General features: G+C 58.9%; 17 protein-coding genes. 5 read left to right on the top strand and 12 right to left on the bottom strand.

Going from position 1 to position 16470, the window contains the following annotated elements:
• Nucleotides 1–2: 2 nt before the first annotated feature.
• Nucleotides 3–572, bottom strand: a complete 570-nt coding sequence (locus tag AC5I5B_RS07260; protein WP_111834526.1) for a P-loop NTPase family protein — start codon at nucleotides 570–572, stop codon at nucleotides 3–5.
• Between the two features lie 249 nt (nucleotides 573–821).
• Here AC5I5B_RS07260 and AC5I5B_RS07255 point away from each other — a divergent pair, with 249 nt between their 5' ends.
• From AC5I5B_RS07255 to AC5I5B_RS07245, 3 genes are all read left to right on the top strand, one after another.
• Nucleotides 822–998 (top strand): hypothetical protein, encoded by a 177-nt coding sequence (locus AC5I5B_RS07255; RefSeq protein ID WP_003496171.1) that lies wholly within the window; start codon nucleotides 822–824, stop codon nucleotides 996–998.
• 128 nt (nucleotides 999–1126) lie between these two features.
• Complete coding sequence (locus AC5I5B_RS07250; protein ID WP_060726183.1) at nucleotides 1127–1861, top strand: helix-turn-helix transcriptional regulator; 735 nt, start codon at nucleotides 1127–1129, stop codon at nucleotides 1859–1861.
• A 93-nt stretch (nucleotides 1862–1954) separates the two neighbouring features.
• A complete protein-coding gene (locus AC5I5B_RS07245; protein ID WP_111834342.1) occupies nucleotides 1955–2884 on the top strand; it encodes a DMT family transporter in 930 nt (309 codons plus the stop codon).
• 199 nt (nucleotides 2885–3083) lie between these two features.
• Here the strand turns inward: AC5I5B_RS07245 and lipA are convergent, their stop codons facing one another.
• The 11 genes from lipA to AC5I5B_RS07190 all read right to left on the bottom strand — a co-directional run bounded on the left by lipA (nucleotide 3084) and on the right by AC5I5B_RS07190 (nucleotide 14456).
• On the bottom strand, nucleotides 3084–4055 hold the full coding sequence (lipA, locus tag AC5I5B_RS07240; RefSeq protein WP_087743870.1) for a lipoyl synthase: 972 nt from the start codon (nucleotides 4053–4055) through the stop codon (nucleotides 3084–3086).
• 104 nt (nucleotides 4056–4159) lie between these two features.
• Entirely contained in the window at nucleotides 4160–4408 is a 249-nt protein-coding gene (locus AC5I5B_RS07235) for a GlsB/YeaQ/YmgE family stress response membrane protein (protein WP_003502608.1), read from the bottom strand.
• Nucleotides 4409–4504: 96 nt separating this feature from the next.
• A complete protein-coding gene (lpdA, locus tag AC5I5B_RS07230; protein WP_111834341.1) occupies nucleotides 4505–5950 on the bottom strand; it encodes a dihydrolipoyl dehydrogenase in 1446 nt (481 codons plus the stop codon).
• A gap of 60 nt (nucleotides 5951–6010) precedes the next feature.
• Nucleotides 6011–6655: an SGNH/GDSL hydrolase family protein gene (locus AC5I5B_RS07225; RefSeq protein WP_003502606.1), complete on the bottom strand. Its 645-nt coding sequence runs from the start codon at nucleotides 6653–6655 to the stop codon at nucleotides 6011–6013.
• A gap of 12 nt (nucleotides 6656–6667) precedes the next feature.
• Complete coding sequence (locus tag AC5I5B_RS07220; RefSeq protein WP_111834340.1) at nucleotides 6668–8038, bottom strand: pyruvate dehydrogenase complex dihydrolipoamide acetyltransferase; 1371 nt, start codon at nucleotides 8036–8038, stop codon at nucleotides 6668–6670.
• A gap of 14 nt (nucleotides 8039–8052) precedes the next feature.
• The gene (locus AC5I5B_RS07215; RefSeq protein WP_111834339.1) at nucleotides 8053–9474 is read right to left on the bottom strand and encodes a pyruvate dehydrogenase complex E1 component subunit beta; all 1422 of its coding nucleotides are present in this window, start codon (nucleotides 9472–9474) and stop codon (nucleotides 8053–8055) included.
• A gap of 17 nt (nucleotides 9475–9491) precedes the next feature.
• Entirely contained in the window at nucleotides 9492–10535 is a 1044-nt protein-coding gene (gene pdhA, locus AC5I5B_RS07210; RefSeq protein ID WP_020012450.1) for a pyruvate dehydrogenase (acetyl-transferring) E1 component subunit alpha, read from the bottom strand.
• A 153-nt stretch (nucleotides 10536–10688) separates the two neighbouring features.
• Nucleotides 10689–11006 carry an FtsB family cell division protein gene (locus AC5I5B_RS07205; RefSeq protein WP_003502598.1) on the bottom strand — a complete coding sequence of 106 codons (318 nt, stop codon included), beginning with the start codon at nucleotides 11004–11006 and terminating at the stop codon, nucleotides 10689–10691.
• Nucleotides 11007–11310: 304 nt separating this feature from the next.
• Nucleotides 11311–12585 carry a phosphopyruvate hydratase gene (eno, locus tag AC5I5B_RS07200; protein WP_003502596.1) on the bottom strand — a complete coding sequence of 425 codons (1275 nt, stop codon included), beginning with the start codon at nucleotides 12583–12585 and terminating at the stop codon, nucleotides 11311–11313.
• A gap of 147 nt (nucleotides 12586–12732) precedes the next feature.
• Nucleotides 12733–13578: a 3-deoxy-8-phosphooctulonate synthase gene (gene kdsA / locus AC5I5B_RS07195; RefSeq protein WP_003502594.1), complete on the bottom strand. Its 846-nt coding sequence runs from the start codon at nucleotides 13576–13578 to the stop codon at nucleotides 12733–12735.
• Nucleotides 13578–14456 carry a VOC family protein gene (locus AC5I5B_RS07190; protein ID WP_111834338.1) on the bottom strand — a complete coding sequence of 293 codons (879 nt, stop codon included), beginning with the start codon at nucleotides 14454–14456 and terminating at the stop codon, nucleotides 13578–13580. The genes kdsA and AC5I5B_RS07190 overlap by 1 nt, the downstream gene beginning before the upstream one ends.
• A gap of 211 nt (nucleotides 14457–14667) precedes the next feature.
• On the opposite strand from AC5I5B_RS07190, the gene lexA reads away from it, so the two are divergent.
• Together lexA and AC5I5B_RS07180 are read left to right on the top strand one after the other, a co-directional pair.
• A complete protein-coding gene (lexA, locus tag AC5I5B_RS07185) occupies nucleotides 14668–15390 on the top strand; it encodes a transcriptional repressor LexA (RefSeq protein ID WP_060724145.1) in 723 nt (240 codons plus the stop codon).
• A gap of 400 nt (nucleotides 15391–15790) precedes the next feature.
• Nucleotides 15791–16468, top strand: coding sequence for a glutathione S-transferase family protein (locus AC5I5B_RS07180; protein ID WP_003502589.1), 678 nt, complete (start codon nucleotides 15791–15793; stop codon nucleotides 16466–16468).
• The last annotated feature ends 2 nt before the right edge of the window (nucleotides 16469–16470 follow it).

Raw genomic sequence — 16470 nt, 5'->3', positions numbered from 1 at the left:
AGTTAATCCTCGATAACGAGAAGATCAAGAAGGCGGCGAAACTGTTTTCGGCTTTTCAGCTGGAATACCGGCACATCAGGACCATAAAGCGCGAAATTCTGCTCAAAAATCGGGGCGTGGCGGCGTTCGAAATTCCAGATATAGCGCAGGAAATCGATGTCTATCCTTTCGGGACATCCCTCCGCCATTTCGGGCCGCGCCTTGCCGTAACCCTTGATCGCCCGGGTGACGGCACCCCACAGGCAGAGCCAGCGCGGCATGCGCACCCAGAGAACGATGTGGGACCTCGGCAGGCGCATATCGAAAGACGACGGGTTGCTGCCGTCCATCAGCCAGCGCTCTTCGGTGATGATGGCGGCTATCCTCTGCCGCTGCTCATGGCGGGCGCGCGCCTGCCAGCCGGGCAGCCAGAAAATCTCCCGATCCATGGAGATATAACGAAGCCCGAAATTGCCCGCGAGCTTCTGCGAAAGCGTCGACTTGCCGCCGCCGGAACAGCCAACGACCAATATGCGCTGCGCGCCGGCGATAATCGCGGCAGCATCTTCTACCCTGTGAAGATAGTTCGGCATTTGATAGACCTCATCCAACCGCTGGATATATTTCTGCCACCCGGTCATAACCCTTGAGCGATATCGTTACCGCGCATGGCAGTTACGGAAAATTGACTATTGTAACTCCGTCGCAGGGATTGCTATTTATTTGCGACTAATATTACACCCATTGGATGCAACGGCGCTGGAAGCTCCCAATTTCACCCAGCGTATTCATCCTTGGGTTCAGACCCGATACATAACCGCTTTGAGCCACTGAGTGAGCCGATGGACGATTTTTCCAACATCATCAACCTTCTCGAATCCGCAAAACAACTCGCATCGATGAACGGCATGCCGGTGCTTGCCTATCTTATCGATGTCGCGAAATGCGAGGCGAGAGAAAACAAGCCGGTTCTGCGCAAGCGCAAACGCGGCGAATCGACCGCCAAGGAAGACTGTTAATTGCCGGCGCGCAGAGCCGACGGATAAAGCCGACTGGCCCAATCTTCAAGACGATGTCATAATCAAACAATGAAACCGGCCGCTTTTTCGAGGCGGCCATTTCTTTGCACAATGGAAACGACAGCGTCATGACAGCCGCATCCGCCGATATCAGAACCTACAGGGAAGAAAGACCGAAGGAACGGCATGGCTTCGTTCAGATCGTTCTTCCGGTCTCCGGGCGTCTGCTGATCGATGTAGCCGGACGGCAGGATGAATTGTCGACCGGGCGCGGCGTCTTCATCCATCGCGACACACCGCATACCCAGGAAGCGACAGCGAGCAATCACTCACTGGTGGTCGATATCGATGAAAGCGCCCTTCCCGCGCAAACCCTCGAAAAATTCGCCCGTTCGCCGTTTCTCGACATAGCGCAGGATACCCGGCAATTGATCGCCTATATGCGCGGCATCATCGGAGCGGATGGGCGGCGCGACGATATTGCCGGTCTGTGGGCGCCGCTGCTGATCGACAGCCTGGCCGACGAACGAACCGATATCCGCCAACGCCTGCACAGGCTCGCCGCGGTCGTCAGGGCGGAACCGTTCTTCCCCTGGACCATCGGGATGCTTGCCTCCTGCGTGACGATCAGCGACAGCCGTCTGCATGCTCTGTTTCTCGAAGAATTCGGCCTCCCGCCTCACCGCTGGCTGGCCGGGCTGCGCATGGACAAGGTCTTTGCATTGCTCGACGATTCCGCCCTGCCAATTGCCGAGATTGCCCTACGGGCCGGCTTTTCCGACCAGACGGCACTGACGCGCGCCATGCGCAATGCGGTGGGTGAAACGCCCGCTGCCTATCGCCGAAACCGCGGCATTCATTAGAACCGTCTACACGGTCATCAGGAGTTTTTGTCAAGACAGCCGGAAGGGGCTGTGGCACATCGCAGGCAAATGCGAATGCGGATGTGACAGGACATGAACAGGACAGGTCTCGGTGTTTTTTATGGCATGCTGGCGGGAGCGATGTGGGGAGGCATCTTTCTCGCCCCCAAACTCGTGCCGGATTTTTCCGCCCTACAACTGTCGACGGCGCGTTACCTCACCTACGGGCTGATTTCCCTCATCATCATCGGACCGCGCATCAGGCGGGTTTCCGCCCGTTTTGGCGTGCGGGAATGGTTTGCGCTCGGCTGGCTGAGCATGATCGGCAATATCGCCTATTATGTCTTCATATCGACAGCCGTTAAACTCAGCGGTGTCGCTTTCACCTCCATCATCATCGGTTTCCTGCCCGTCGCCGTCACCATCATCGGCAGTCGCGACCACGGCGCGGTATCGCTCCGGCGGCTATGGCCGTCGCTTGTTTTCGGCGCAATCGGCATTGTCGGCATTTCCTGGCAATCGCTGGTGCAAGGCGATGGTGGGCTCGATTTTTCACGCGTCATCGGCCTTGCCTGCGCGCTCGGGGCACTGGCCTCCTGGACGGCCTTTGCCGTCGGCAACGCCCGCTGGCTTTCCCGCCTCCACGATGTCAGCGCCGATGACTGGAACATGATGACGGGTGTGGTGACCGGCGCACTGGCGCTGGCGCTGGCAATTCCGGCTTTCGGCTTTGGTGGCGCAAGCCACGCTTCCGGGGATTGGCTGCATTTCGCCGCCGTTGCCGCAGGCCTCGGCGTCACCGCCTCCATTATCGGCAATGCGCTATGGAACCGCATGAGCCGACTTCTGCCGCTCACCATGGTCGGACAGATGATCCTGTTCGAAACGCTGTTTGCGCTGCTTTACGGTTTTCTCTGGGAGGGACGTGGCCCGACGCTGGTTGAGGTCGTCGCGATCTGCTCAGTAGTGCTGAGCGTGGTGCTGTGCATGCGGGCGCATCGCCCGAAGAAGGTTGTGGCGTAATTAGCTTAAGGGCCGAAGACAGGCGATTGAGCCATTTCGTAAGGATCGCCTCCAGCTCAACGTCATCCTCGGGCCCGTCCCGAGAATCCAATCACGTATCGTAAAGTACAGAGGTTGCAGATGCTCGGGACAAGCCCGAGCATGAGAGCGTGCAAAACGTGCGATGACACGTCGTTTTGCCCAGCCTTTCCGCCCCTGATTACTCAGCAGCAGCCAGCAGCTTCTTCTCGCGGGCAGCACGCAGGCGCTCGAAATCGTCGCCGGCATGGTGCGAGGAGCGGGTCAGCGGGCTCGACGACACCATCAGGAAGCCCTTGGTATAGGCCACCGTCTCGTAGGACTTGAATTCCTCCGGCGTCACGAAGGCCTCGACCTTGTGGTGCTTGCGGGTCGGCTGCAGATATTGGCCGATGGTCAGGAAGTCCACGTCGGCGCTGCGCAGGTCGTCCATCAGCTGCAGCACTTCGTTGCGCTCTTCGCCAAGGCCGACCATGATGCCCGACTTGGTGAACATGGTGGGATCGAGTTCCTTCACCCGCTGCAGGAGGCGCACGGAGTGGAAATAGCGCGCGCCGGGGCGAACCGTCAGATAGTTGCCAGGAACGGTTTCCATATTGTGGTTGAAGACATCGGGCTTGGCGGCAACAACACGTTCCAGCGCGCCCGGCTTCTTCAGGAAGTCAGGCGTGAGGATTTCGATGGTCGTCGTCGGAGACGCGGCGCGGATCGCCCAGATCACCTTCTCGAAATGTTCAGCGCCGCCATCGGCGAGGTCATCGCGGTCGACCGAGGTGATGACGACGTGCGACAGGCCCATCTGCTTGACGGCCTTGGCGACGTTCTCGGGCTCATCCATGTCAAGCGGATTGGGTTTGCCGGTCGCGACGTTGCAGAAGGCGCAGGCGCGGGTGCAGATTTCACCCATGATCATGAAGGTCGCGTGCTTCTTGTCCCAGCACTCGCCGATATTCGGACAGCCGGCTTCCTCGCACACCGTGACCAGCTTGTGCGAACGCACCAGTTCGCGCGTCTCGTGATAGCCCTTGGAGGTCGGCGCCTTGACGCGGATCCATTCCGGCTTGCGCATGACCTCGGTATCGGGCTTATGCGCCTTTTCCGGGTGGCGAATACGCTTTTCTTCGGACGAAGTCCTGTCGAGAATAGTGACCATTTAAAACCTGCTTCCATCGCCTTTAGCGATCTAAACATCTGTTGGCCGGATGCTTTAGAACAATTCCAGAAAAAGCGTAAGCCCCTTCCGGTCACGAAGCCTTGTCAGCGCCGCACCAGCTTCGCCAGGAACAGCAGCAGGCTGGCGCCGAGGAAAGACGTGACAAAGTAGCCGAGCCTGCTGTCCTGCACGAAAACATCGAAGGTTCTCAGCACCGCAACAGCCACCACCGAACCGACGATGCCGAGGACGATGTTCATGAAAACGCCGAAGCGCATGTCCATGAGCTTGCCCGCAAGCCAGCCGGCGAGACCGCCGATGATGATTGCTGCAATCCAGCCTACACTTTCCATTCCACGCTCCCTGAAAGAACCGGCCCCTTGAGCAGCCTGCATCGAGACATATGGGACACCCGGCAGGGTTAGACAATGCCGGGTATCACGGAGCACTTATGCATTCAGAACACGCCCATAGGCGTCGAGCACGCTTTCCTTCATCGACTCCGAAATCGTCGGATGCGGGAAGATCGTGTGCATCAGGTCTTCTTCCGTCGTCTCGAGATTCATGGCGACAACGAAGCCCTGAATGAGCTCGGTCACTTCCGCACCGACCATATGCGCGCCGAGCAGTTCACCGGTCTTTTTATCGAAGATAGTCTTGACCATACCCTGATCTTCGCCGAGTGCCACGGCCTTGCCGTTCGCAGCAAAGGAGAAGCGACCGACGCGGATATCGCGGCCCTGTTCCTTCGCCTTGGCTTCGGTGAGGCCGACAGAAGCGACCTGCGGGTTGCAATAGGTGCAGCCGGGAATCTTGAGCTTGTCCATCGGATGGACATTCGGCAGACCTGCAATCTTTTCGACGCAGATGACGGCCTCATGCTCCGCCTTGTGGGCGAGCAGCGGCGGGCCAGCAACATCGCCGATGGCGTAGATACCAGGTACATTGGTCTTGCCGTAACCGTCGATGACGATGAAGCCGCGATCGGTCTTCACGCCGGCAGCCTCAAGCCCGATACCTTCGATATTGGCGACGACGCCGACGGCGGAAATCATGCGGTCGGCCGTGATCTTTTCGGAAGAACCATCCTTCTTCTCAAGCGTCGCGGTGATGGAGTTCGCGCCCTTCTCGACCTTGGAAACCTTGGTCTCCAGATGGATTTTCATGCCCTGCTTTTCGAGCTGCTTCTTGGCGAAGGTGGAGATTTCCGCGTCTTCAACCGGCATGACCTGGCTCATGATTTCGACGACGGTGACGTCGACGCCCATGGTGCGGTAGAAGCTGGCGAATTCGATGCCGATGGCGCCCGACCCCATGACGAGCAGCGACTTCGGCAGTTCTTCCGGCTTCATCGCCTCGAAATAGGTCCAGATCAGCTTGCCATCCGGCTCGATGCCCGGAAGCGCGCGCGGGCGTGCGCCGGTGGCGACGATGATGTGCTTGGTGGTATAGGTGCCCTCGCCCAGCGTGTTTTTCGGCACGGGACCCTGCGGCTGAACCACCGGCTTGGTGGACTTTCCGACAACGATTTCGCCCGGCTTGGTGATCTTGGCTTCACCCCAGATGATATCGACCTTGTTCTTCTTGAACAGGAAACCGACGCCATTGTTCATGCGCGCAGCAATGCCGCGCGAGCGCGCCACAATCGCCTTGACGTCAGGCTTGATCGAGCCTTCCAGCGTCAGACCGTAATCCTTGGCGTGGGTGGCGGTGTGCATGACATCGGCGGTGCGCAGCAGCGCCTTGGTGGGAATGCAGCCCCAGTTGGAGCAGATGCCGGCCAGATGCTCGCGCTCCACGACCGCAACCTTCATGCCGAGCTGGGCTGCGCGGATCGCGGCAATGTAACCGCCTGGTCCCGAACCGATGATGATGACGTCATAAGATTGAGCCATTGGAAATCCTGCCTTGTCTTATTCGGGTGACGGCAAACCGCCCCGAAACGAGAATGAGTGTCAAAGTCCGAGCATCATGCGGACGACAGGCTCCAGCCCGCGCCCGATGGCCCGCGTGTTTTCAGCGTCGAGATGGACGCCGTCCACCGGCGTCGTGCGGGCGACAGACCCGGCATCGAAAAATCCGCAGTCGAGGTCGTCGGCAAGGTCCCGGTAAACGGAAGCCAGCATCGCCGACTCATCGATTGCATCGCGAAAGATCGCGCCCATGACAGGGTTTGCCGTCTCACTGAGTTGCGGTGGCGCGACGATCAGCACGTCAGGCGCTTCCCAGTCCGTAACTTGCCAGACATGGTTGCGCGTGAGCTTCACCAGCCGCTCGATACCCTTCATGGCGACAATCGCCGAGCCGTGGATCGACGGTTTCATGTCGTTGGTGCCGAGCATGATGATGACGAGATCAAGCGGCGCATGGCTGTGCAGCAGCGTCGGCAGAAGCCGCGCGCCGTTGCGGTCGCAATCGGCCGTCAGGTCGTCATAGGCGGTGGTGCGGCCGCCAAGACCCTCATGGATCACATGCACGTCGGAACCGAGCGCCTTCTGCAAGACGCTCGGCCAAAGATCGTCATGGCTGTGCCGGCCACCCGTTTCCGCATCAGATCCCCAGGTCAGGGAATCGCCAAAGCAGAGGACCGACTTCACCATGTTATTCTCCGATCAAACCAGCATGCCCATCGGGTTTTCGATGTAGCGCTTGAAGGCGCCGATCAGTTCGGCTCCGAGCGCGCCATCGACGCAGCGGTGGTCGGTGGAAAGCGTGACCGTCATGACATTGGCGATCTTGATCTCGCCCTTCTTCACGATAGCCCGCTCCTCACCCGCGCCGACCGCCAGAATGGTGGCATGCGGCGGGTTGATGACGGCGGAGAAGCTCTTGACGCCCATCATGCCCATGTTGGACACGGCCGTCGTACCGCCCTGATACTCCTCGGGCTTCAGCTTGCGCTCTTTCGCGCGCTTGCCGTAGTCCTTCATCTCATTGGAGATGGTGGAGAGCGACTTCTCTTCCGCCTTGCGGATGATCGGCGTGATCAGGCCACCCGGAATGGAAACGGCAACGCCGACATCCGAATGCTTGTGCTTGACCATGTTGCTTTCCGTCCAGGAGACGTTGGCGTCAGGCACGTCGCGTAGCGCCAGAGCCAGCGCCTTGATGACCATGTCGTTGACCGAAAGCTTGTAGGCCGGCTTGCCGTCCTTTTCGGGTGCTGCAGCATTGAGCTGGGCGCGCAACGCCAGAAGCGTATCCAGTTCGCAATCCACGGAAACGTAGAAATGCGGAACGGTCTGCTTGGATTCGACCAGACGCTTGGCGATGACCTTGCGCATGCCGTCGTGCGGCACCAGCTCGTAGGAACCCGGCTCGAACAGCTTGAGAACGGCTTCGTCGGACGGACCCTTGGCAAGTGCCGGAGCCGGTGCGCCTGCGGATGCTGCGGCGGCAGGAGCTGCCTTCGCACCACCGGAAGCGGCAGCCTTTTCCACGTCGGTCTTGACGATGCGGCCATGCGGGCCGGACCCGGAGACGGCCGTGAGGTCGAGACCGGCTTCCTTGGCAAGACGACGGGCAAGCGGCGAAGCGAAAATGCGCTCGCCGGACTTTGCAACCGGGGCCGGGGTGGAAGGTGCGGAGGCTTGGTCGGCAGCTGGCTTTTCAGCCTTGGCCGGGGCAGCTTCTTCCTTTGGCGCTTCAGCCTTTGCAGCTTCCTGCTTCGGTGCCTCGGCTTTGGCCTGAGACGGAGCAGGAGCGGCATTGCCGCCCTTTGCCGCCTCGGCCACATCTTCGCCTTCTGCGGCAAGGATGGCGATCAGGGCGTTGACCTTGACCGCTTCAGTGCCGGCGGGAACGACCAGCTTGGCGACCGTGCCCTCATCGACGGCTTCCACTTCCATGGTTGCCTTGTCGGTCTCGATCTCGGCGATCACGTCACCGGGTGCGACCTTGTCGCCTTCCTTGACCAGCCACTTGGCCAGATTGCCCTCTTCCATGGTAGGAGAAAGGGCAGGCATGGTGATGTTTATCGGCATCGAAACGCCTCCCCTTACTTGTAGCAGACGGTTTTGACGGCCTGAACGACTTCATCGACGTTCGGCAGAGCCAGCTTTTCGAGGTTTGCCGCGTAAGGCATCGGAACATCCTTGCCGGCGATCGTCAGGATCGGCGCATCGAGATAGTCGAAAGCGGCGCGCATGACCTGGTTGGCGATGAAGTCACCGACCGATGACTGCGGGAAACCTTCCTCGACCGTGACCAGACGACCGGTCTTCTTGACCGATTCGATGACGGTGGGCAGATCCATCGGACGGATGGTGCGCAGATCGATCAGTTCGACGTCGATGCCGAGCTTTTCGAGTTCCGCAACCGCCTTGATCGCGTAGGTCATGCCGATGCCGAAGGAAACGATGGTCGCGTCCGTGCCCTTGCGATGAATGCGCGCCTTGCCGATTGGCAGCACGAAATCATCGAGCTTCGGTACTTCGAAGCTCTGGCCGTAGAGAATTTCGTTCTCAAGGAAGATGACCGGGTTCGGATCGCGGATAGCCGCCTTCAGAAGACCCTTCGCGTCCGCTGCCGTGTAAGGCATGACGACCTTGAGGCCCGGAATATGGCTGTACCAGGCGGCATAACACTGCGAATGCTGAGCGCCAACGCGGGCGGCAGCACCCGAAGGACCGCGGAACACCATCGGCGCACCCATCTGGCCACCCGACATGTAAAGTGTCTTCGCTGCCGAGTTGACGATCTGGTCGATCGCCTGCATGGCAAAGTTGAAGGTCATGAATTCGACGATAGGCCGCAGGCCCGTCATTGCCGCACCAACGCCGATACCGGCAAAACCGTGCTCGGTGATCGGGGTGTCGATGACGCGGCGTTCACCGAATTCCTGCAACAGGCCTTGGGTGATCTTGTAGGCGCCCTGATATTCGGCGACTTCCTCACCCATGACAAAAACTTTTTCGTCGGCGCGCATTTCTTCGGCCATGGCGTCACGCAGCGCTTCACGCACCGTCGTCATCACCATTTCAGTACCGGCAGGAATATCCGGATCGGCAGCAACTTCGATCTTGGGTGCTGCCGGAACCTTGGCGGCTTCCTTTGCAGTGCTCGGCTCTTCGGATGCTTCGCGGGTCTTGCCGCCTGCGGCGTCCGAACCGGAATTTGCGGCCTCTGCCTTCGGCTCTTCCTTCCTGGCGGAGGAAGAGATGTCGGCGGCGCTTTCGCCTTCCTGAATGAGAACGGCGATCGGCGTGTTGACCTTGACGCCTTCGGTGCCGGCATCGATCAGCAGCTTGCCGATGACGCCTTCATCCACGGCTTCCACTTCCATGGTCGCCTTGTCGGTCTCGATCTCGGCAATCACGTCGCCGGAGGTGACCTTGTCGCCTTCCTTTTTAAGCCATTTGGAAAGCGTGCCTTCCTCCATGGTCGGGGAAAGGGCGGGCATAAGAATTTCTACTGGCATGGGTTTCCCTTTCCCGATCAGAGCAGAATGTCGGTGTAGAGCTCGGATACATCCGGCTCGGGGTCGTTCTGGGCGAAGTCAGCGCTGTCGGCAACGATGTCACGGACATCCTTGTCGATGGCCTTCAGTTCGTCCTCGCTTGCCCAGCCATGGTCGATGAGCCGTGCCTTGACCTGCTCGATCGGGTCGTGTTCGGAGCGCATCTTCTGCACTTCGTCTTTCGAACGGTATTTTGCCGGGTCGGACATGGAGTGACCACGGTAACGGTAGGTCAGCATCTCCAGAATGATCGGACCCTTGCCGGAGCGGCAATGTTCCAGTGCCTGATCGGCAGCCGCCTTGACGGCGCGCACATCCATGCCATCCACCTGAATGCCGGGAATGCCGAAGGACTGGCCGCGCAGCGAATAGTTCGACTGGGCGGTGGCGCGGGCGGTCGAGGTGCCCATGGCGTAACGGTTGTTTTCGACGATATAGATGATCGGCAGCTTCCAGAGAGCAGCCATGTTGAAGCTCTCGTAGACCTGACCCTGGTTGGCCGCGCCGTCACCGAAATAAGTCACGGAAACATTGTCGTTGCCGCGATAACGGTTGGCGAAGGCAAGACCGGTTCCAAGCGAAACCTGCGCACCGACGATGCCGTGACCGCCGTAGAAATGCTTCTCCTTGGAGAACATGTGCATGGAGCCGCCCTTGCCTTTCGACAAGCCGCCCCTGCGGCCGGTCAACTCGGCCATGACGCCACGCGCGCTCATGCCCAGAGCGAGCATGTGGCCGTGGTCACGGTAAGCGGTGATGACCTGATCGCCTTCCTTCTGCGACATCTGCATGCCAACAACAACGGCTTCCTGACCGATGTAGAGGTGACAGAAACCGCCGATGAAGCCCATACCATAAAGCTGGCCGGCCTTTTCTTCGAAACGGCGGATAAGAAGCATTTCACGATAAGCGTGAAGCTCTTCTTCCTTCGAGAAGTCCGGGCTGTTCTTGCCGGTAAATTCGGTTGCAGCCTTTGCCGTTGTCTTGCGGCCGGATACGGTCGCTGGTTTTCGCGGCGCCATTCATCCCTCCCTGAGTTGCCGTTTGAATGGATAGAGTGGCGCGTACCATATGCAAGAAAATGCCATGCAGCAATGCTTTAAACGCATGGCACATATTCACGCTAAAGCGCTGTGAATAAATCACAAATGATTAATTAACTTGATTTAGGTTAATCAGAAATAGGTGTTCATGATGACGATTTCGTCCGTGCGGGACATATTGAGCTGATAGCGCGAAATCTCGTCGATCATGTCCCGCTCAAGCGAGCCGTCGCTCATCAATTCCACCTGCCGCTCAAGCGCCACACGCGCCTGCGTGAGCTTTGCGAGCTCCGCGGTGCGGGTAATGCGCTGCCGCTCCAGCCGCTCCGTCGCCTGCAGGCCGAAGTCGCCATGAATGGAATGATACCCGAAATAGGAAAGAAAAGCGATCGTGATGGCCGGAACGATCAAACGGCCGAATCGTCTCTTTTTATGATGTCTGGTCCACATGCCGGAGAGAAGCCTTAAAACGCACAACGTGATTCTGAGACTAAGCCGGATTGTTTAACTATCCGTTGACCTTAAATTCCTGTCGGCTGACGGACGCAAAAAAGCCCGCCGGAAGGCGGGCTACGTTTGCAAAGAGAGTTCTCCTCTCAACTTCGTCATCCTCGCCCTTGGGACGAGGATCTATAAGTGGTTTGGAAGGTGGATCCTCGGGTCAGGCCCGAGGACGACGTCTCATGCGTGGACACGTCTTTCACCAACCTCAGCCCGCCAAGCGGCGGGCCACGTCGCCAAACCTGAACGCGAATTATCCGCGCAGGATCGAACGGCCGGCGTAAGCGGCCTGCGGGCCCAGCATTTCCTCGATACGGATCAGCTGGTTGTACTTCGCGAGCCGGTCGGAACGGGCAAGCGAACCGGTCTTGATCTGACCGCAATTGGTGGCAACCGCGAGATCGGCGATGGTGGAATCTTCCGTTTCGCCCGAGCGGTGCGACATGACGGCGGTGTAACCGGCCTTGTGCGCCGTTTCGACCGCATCCAGCGTCTCGGAAAGCGAACCGATCTGGTTGACCTTGACGAGGATGGAGTTGGCAACCCCCATCTTGATGCCGTCGCGAAGACGTGCGGAGTTGGTGACGAAAAGATCGTCGCCCACCAGCTGGCACTTGTTGCCGACGAGATCGGTCAGCGTCTTCCAGCCTTCCCAGTCGTCTTCAGCCATGCCGTCTTCGATGGAGATGATCGGATACTTGCCGACCAGATCGGCGAGATATTCAGCCATCGCGCCCGGCTCCAGCGTGCGGCCTTCGCCTTCGAGAACGTATTTTCCGTCCTTGAAGAATTCGGTCGATGCACAGTCAAGACCAACGAACATGTCGTCGCCCGGACGGTAACCGGCCTTTTCAATCGACTTCATGATGAAATCGAGCGCAGCCGGCGCACTTTCGAGGCCCGGTGCAAAACCGCCCTCGTCGCCGACGTTGGTGTTGTGGCCCTGCGCCGACAGTTCTTTTTTCAGCGTATGGAACACTTCCGAACCCATGCGCACGGCTTCGCGGATGTTTTCCGCGCCGACCGGCAGGATCATGAATTCCTGGAAATCGATCGGGTTGTCTGCATGCGCGCCGCCATTGATGATGTTCATCATCGGAACCGGCAGCAGATGTGCGTTCGGGCCGCCGACATAACGGTAAAGCGGCAGGCCGGAAGCTTCAGCGGCAGCCTTGGCGACTGCAAGCGATACGCCGAGGATGGCGTTCGCGCCAATGCGCGACTTGTTCGGCGTGCCGTCAAGCGCGATCATCATCTGGTCGATCTGAATCTGGTTTTCGGCATCAAAACCGCCGATGGCGTCGAAGATTTCCGTATTGACGGCTTCGACCGCCTTTTCCACGCCCTTGCCGAGATAACGCTTGCCGCCATCGCGCAGCTCAACCGCCTCATGCGCGCCGGTGGAGGCGCCGGAGGGAACGGCGGCACGGCCCATGGAGCCGTCTTCGAGATAAACGTCGACTTCAACGGTCGGGTTGCCGCGGCTGTCGAGGATTTCGCGCGCGATGATATCGGTAATGGCAGTCATGGTCTCTCCCTTGGGAATGGAACAGATATTTTCCGTCGCCTGTCTTAGACGATGGCGAAGAAATTACAATGACGGTGGGCAGCGGAAACGGCCCGCCCGCCATTAAAATCGATTGGCACAAACGGCGCCCGCCGCAGCGGCCAGCCCTCAGGCTTTGGTGATGGCGTCGAAAGCCAGAAGCTTTTCGAGCAGTTTCGGCATGTCCTTCAGGTGCACCATGTTGGGGCCGTCAGACGGCGCATTATCAGGGTCCTCATGGGTCTCGATGAAGAGGCCGGCCACGCCGACGGCGACCGCCGCGCGTGCCAAGGTCTCGACGAATTCGCGCTGGCCGCCCGTGGAGCCACCCTGCCCGCCCGGCTGCTGCACCGAGTGGGTGGCGTCAAACACGACCGGCGCGCCAAGCGATGCCATGATCGGCAGGGAGCGCATGTCGGAGACCAGCGTATTGTAACCGAAGGAAGCGCCGCGCTCGCACAGAAGCACATTCGGGTTGCCGCTCTCATTAAGCTTGGCGAGCACGTTCTTCATGTCCCAGGGCGCCAGGAACTGGCCCTTCTTGACGTTGATGACACGGCCGGTTTTGGCGGCGGCGACGAGAAGATCGGTCTGGCGGCTGAGGAAAGCCGGAATCTGCAGCACATCCACCACCTCGGAAACGATGGCGCATTGCTCCTCGGTGTGAATGTCGGTCAGAACAGGAAAGCCGAATTCCTTCTTGAGATCAGCGAAAACCTGCATCGCACTGTCAAGGCCGATGCCGCGCTTGCCGGAAAGCGAGGTGCGGTTCGCCTTGTCGAAGGAGGACTTATAAACGAGCCCGATCCCCAGCTTGTCGCAAAGCTCCTTCAGGATGCCAGCGATCATGAAAGCATGTTCCCGGCTTTCCATCTGGCAGGGGCCGGCGATCAGCGAAAAACGCTCGGTATTGGAAAAGGAAACCTTGCTGGCGCCGTCGCCGGCGGTGACTTTGAGATTGTTCGTAACGCTCATCATTTTTCCTCGAAGGCGAAGGCAACGCCCTGACCAGGTGCTGCGGGCACCACCAGGCGACCGCCCGCTTTTGCGCAGGACACGCCATTAGCAGCAAGCGCCGCCTCTGTCACGGCAAGATCGTGTGACGAAAAGACGATGCCCGCACCGCGCAATCCGCCGCCTCTCCAATCAGGAGTATTCGGAGCCTGTCCGCTGAAATCAGGTTTTCCGGTCAATCTGATGCGCGCATTGCCAGTCGCGAAAACCATATCACCATCCGGAGATATTCTGCCCTCACAACCAAACACCGTTTCGATCAAGCGCGCCGCGTTCGGATCATCACCGGAGAACAGAACGATTTCACTGAGGCCGGAGACACCGTTGGCATGGCGCTCCAGCACTGTTCGATCGCCCGGCAGGGCCTGCAGCCGCTGACAACTAAACAGAAAGAAATCCGCCGCCCCGCTTGCCGCAAAAGCCAGCCGGAACGCCGCCTCGCTTTCCGATCCATCCGGCATCCGCACAGGCCGCGAAAACTGGAACACATCGCCCGCTGACACGCCAGACGTCAGAAACCTGTCATGGTCGGCAAGGGCATCTTCGGTTTTGGCGACAAGAGCCGAAAAACCCTCCCGCCCGTCACGTTGCCGGAAGGCCCTGTCCCTGCCCGTGAACACATCTCCCCTGTCTGCCGACGCATTATATTTAGCCGGATCAGCAATTACGAGCGGCTCCAGATAGGTCCCGTCGGTAAAAAAAACACAGGCATTTCGGGTGCCGAAAGGATGCAAAGCCTCCGGTGAGACCGTAAATCCAAGGCTGGCGAGACGTTTCGCGGCAACGCCGATATCCTGCACCGGCAGAACGAGATGATCGACGCTATGGGATTTCATCATGACCTGTTTCCTGCGCTGGCACTCCGCCCGGACATGCCTGGACGATTTGGGCCGCAGAAAAGCACAATCGTAGGCCAAGAAGCAAATCATCAAAACAACAGATAGCAGCTTCACGAAATTTTAGGGGATTGCGGAACACATATGGAACATATAGTGTTCGTTCTGTATTTGTTTCGCGACTTCCACTACGATTCTAAAGGGTGTTTTCCTCATGCTCACGCGCAAACAGCAGGAATTGCTTCTCTTCATTCATGAACGAATGAAAGAGTCCGGCGTGCCGCCATCCTTCGATGAAATGAAGGACGCACTCGATCTTGCCTCGAAATCTGGCATCCACCGCCTGATCACCGCCCTCGAAGAGCGCGGGTTTATTCGCCGGCTACCAAATAGAGCGCGAGCGCTGGAAGTCATCAAGCTGCCTGAGGCCTATACGCCGGGTGCAAGGCCGCAGCGCGGCTTTTCGCCGAGCGTCATCGAAGGCAGCCTTGGCAAGGCCAAGGCGCCGGAAGCGGCCCCTGCCCCCAAGACGCCGGCCAATGATCTCGTCGGGGCCGTCACCGTGCCGGTCATGGGCCGCATTGCCGCCGGTGTGCCGATTTCCGCCATCCAGAACAATACCCACGATGTGGCCGTGCCTGTTGATATGCTCGGTTCGGGCGAACATTACGCTCTTGAGGTCAAGGGCGACTCGATGATCGAGGCCGGCATTTTTGATGGCGATACCGTCATCATCCGCAATGGCAATACGGCGAATCCGGGTGATATCGTCGTAGCGCTGGTGGATGATGAGGAAGCCACCCTGAAGCGTTTCCGTCGCAAGGGCGCCTCCATTGCGCTCGAGGCGGCAAACCCAGCCTATGAAACGCGTATTTTTGGACCGGACCGGGTGAAAATCCAGGGCAAGCTGGTAGGGCTGATCCGCCGTTACCATTGATTCAAGGCATGGGGCCGCAATTCCTTTTGCTGCGGGCACCATCAAGATTATGGCGCTCCCCTTATGGAGCATTGCAGCTTGCTCCTTGGAACGATGCGGCTCTGCATAAGTGAGAAACGACATCGTCTGGCAGGTCCGCACATCTTTTATCGCGAAGGCCAGCAGGCAGCGGTAAGAAACAGATGATTGAAAATGAGCATCCTTAATTTCGTTGAGAAAGGATGCAGGTCATCAGTCTCGTCGCGGTGTGTTTCGTCGTCATCTCCGAATGGTGACGTGCAGGTGCTTCTTTTCTTCCTGCCCCACTCATCAATGCGGCTTATGGGAGCCATGGATTATTTGCAATATTCCTGGGCCCATCCGCCGGTATAGAAATGCGCATCATATCGGGGAACACGCCATGTACGATCTTTATATCGCCAACAAGAACTATTCCTCATGGTCACTGCGGCCATGGGTATTGATGCGCACGCTCGGCATTGCTTTCGATGAAAAACTCGTTCCCTTCGGCGAAGGCGTTTCCTTCTCCACCTTTTCGCCAACCGGCAAGGTGCCTTGCCTCGTTGATGAAGGCGTGACGGTTTGGGAATCGTTGTCGATCGCCGAATATCTGGCGGAGCGACATCAGGGCGTCTGGGCGAGCGACAAGCAGGCAAGAGCCTGGTCGCGTTCGGCTGCGAGCGAAATGCATGCGGGCTTTTTCTCGCTGCGCAATCTCTACCCCATGTCGGTCGGCATTCGCGTAAAACCGAAGGGTGGTGATACCGGGCTAGCGGCCGACATAAAGCGCGTTGATGCGCTGTGGAGCGAAGGCCTGGCAAAATTTGGCGGGCCCTTTCTTGCCGGCCAGAAATTTACGGCGGTCGATGCCTTCTTCTGCCCGGTGGCTTTCCGTTTCCAGACCTATGGCGCGGAACTTTCGCCCGCAGCGAAAGCCTATTGTGACCGGCTGCTCGCCCTGCCCGCCATGCGCGAATGGTACGAGGCCGGACTGAAGGAAACCTGGCGCGACGCGGCGCATGAAGAGGAAATCGGCGGGATCGGCGAATTGACGACGGATCTGCGCATCAAGGCCTGACG

This window comes from Agrobacterium sp., assembly GCF_059499945.1.
This window is presented reverse-complemented; position numbering and strand designations above follow the sequence as displayed.

Coding starts and splice junctions, on each gene's coding strand:
- AC5I5B_RS07260 (WP_111834526.1), bottom strand. CDS start 572: ATGCCGAACTATCTTCACAGGGTAGAAGATGCTGCCGCGATTATCGCC.
- lipA (WP_087743870.1), bottom strand. CDS start 4,055: ATGGTCACTATTCTCGACAGGACTTCGTCCGAAGAAAAGCGTATTCGC.
- AC5I5B_RS07215 (WP_111834339.1), bottom strand. CDS start 9,474: ATGCCAGTAGAAATTCTTATGCCCGCCCTTTCCCCGACCATGGAGGAA.
- AC5I5B_RS07235 (WP_003502608.1), bottom strand. CDS start 4,408: ATGGAAAGTGTAGGCTGGATTGCAGCAATCATCATCGGCGGTCTCGCC.
- lpdA (WP_111834341.1), bottom strand. CDS start 5,950: ATGGCTCAATCTTATGACGTCATCATCATCGGTTCGGGACCAGGCGGT.
- AC5I5B_RS07245 (WP_111834342.1), top strand. CDS start 1,955: ATGAACAGGACAGGTCTCGGTGTTTTTTATGGCATGCTGGCGGGAGCG.
- AC5I5B_RS07205 (WP_003502598.1), bottom strand. CDS start 11,006: ATGTGGACCAGACATCATAAAAAGAGACGATTCGGCCGTTTGATCGTT.
- AC5I5B_RS07250 (WP_060726183.1), top strand. CDS start 1,127: ATGACAGCCGCATCCGCCGATATCAGAACCTACAGGGAAGAAAGACCG.
- AC5I5B_RS07220 (WP_111834340.1), bottom strand. CDS start 8,038: ATGCCGATAAACATCACCATGCCTGCCCTTTCTCCTACCATGGAAGAG.
- pdhA (WP_020012450.1), bottom strand. CDS start 10,535: ATGGCGCCGCGAAAACCAGCGACCGTATCCGGCCGCAAGACAACGGCA.
- lexA (WP_060724145.1), top strand. CDS start 14,668: ATGCTCACGCGCAAACAGCAGGAATTGCTTCTCTTCATTCATGAACGA.
- AC5I5B_RS07190 (WP_111834338.1), bottom strand. CDS start 14,456: ATGATGAAATCCCATAGCGTCGATCATCTCGTTCTGCCGGTGCAGGAT.
- eno (WP_003502596.1), bottom strand. CDS start 12,585: ATGACTGCCATTACCGATATCATCGCGCGCGAAATCCTCGACAGCCGC.
- AC5I5B_RS07225 (WP_003502606.1), bottom strand. CDS start 6,655: ATGGTGAAGTCGGTCCTCTGCTTTGGCGATTCCCTGACCTGGGGATCT.
- kdsA (WP_003502594.1), bottom strand. CDS start 13,578: ATGAGCGTTACGAACAATCTCAAAGTCACCGCCGGCGACGGCGCCAGC.
- AC5I5B_RS07255 (WP_003496171.1), top strand. CDS start 822: ATGGACGATTTTTCCAACATCATCAACCTTCTCGAATCCGCAAAACAA.
- AC5I5B_RS07180 (WP_003502589.1), top strand. CDS start 15,791: ATGTACGATCTTTATATCGCCAACAAGAACTATTCCTCATGGTCACTG.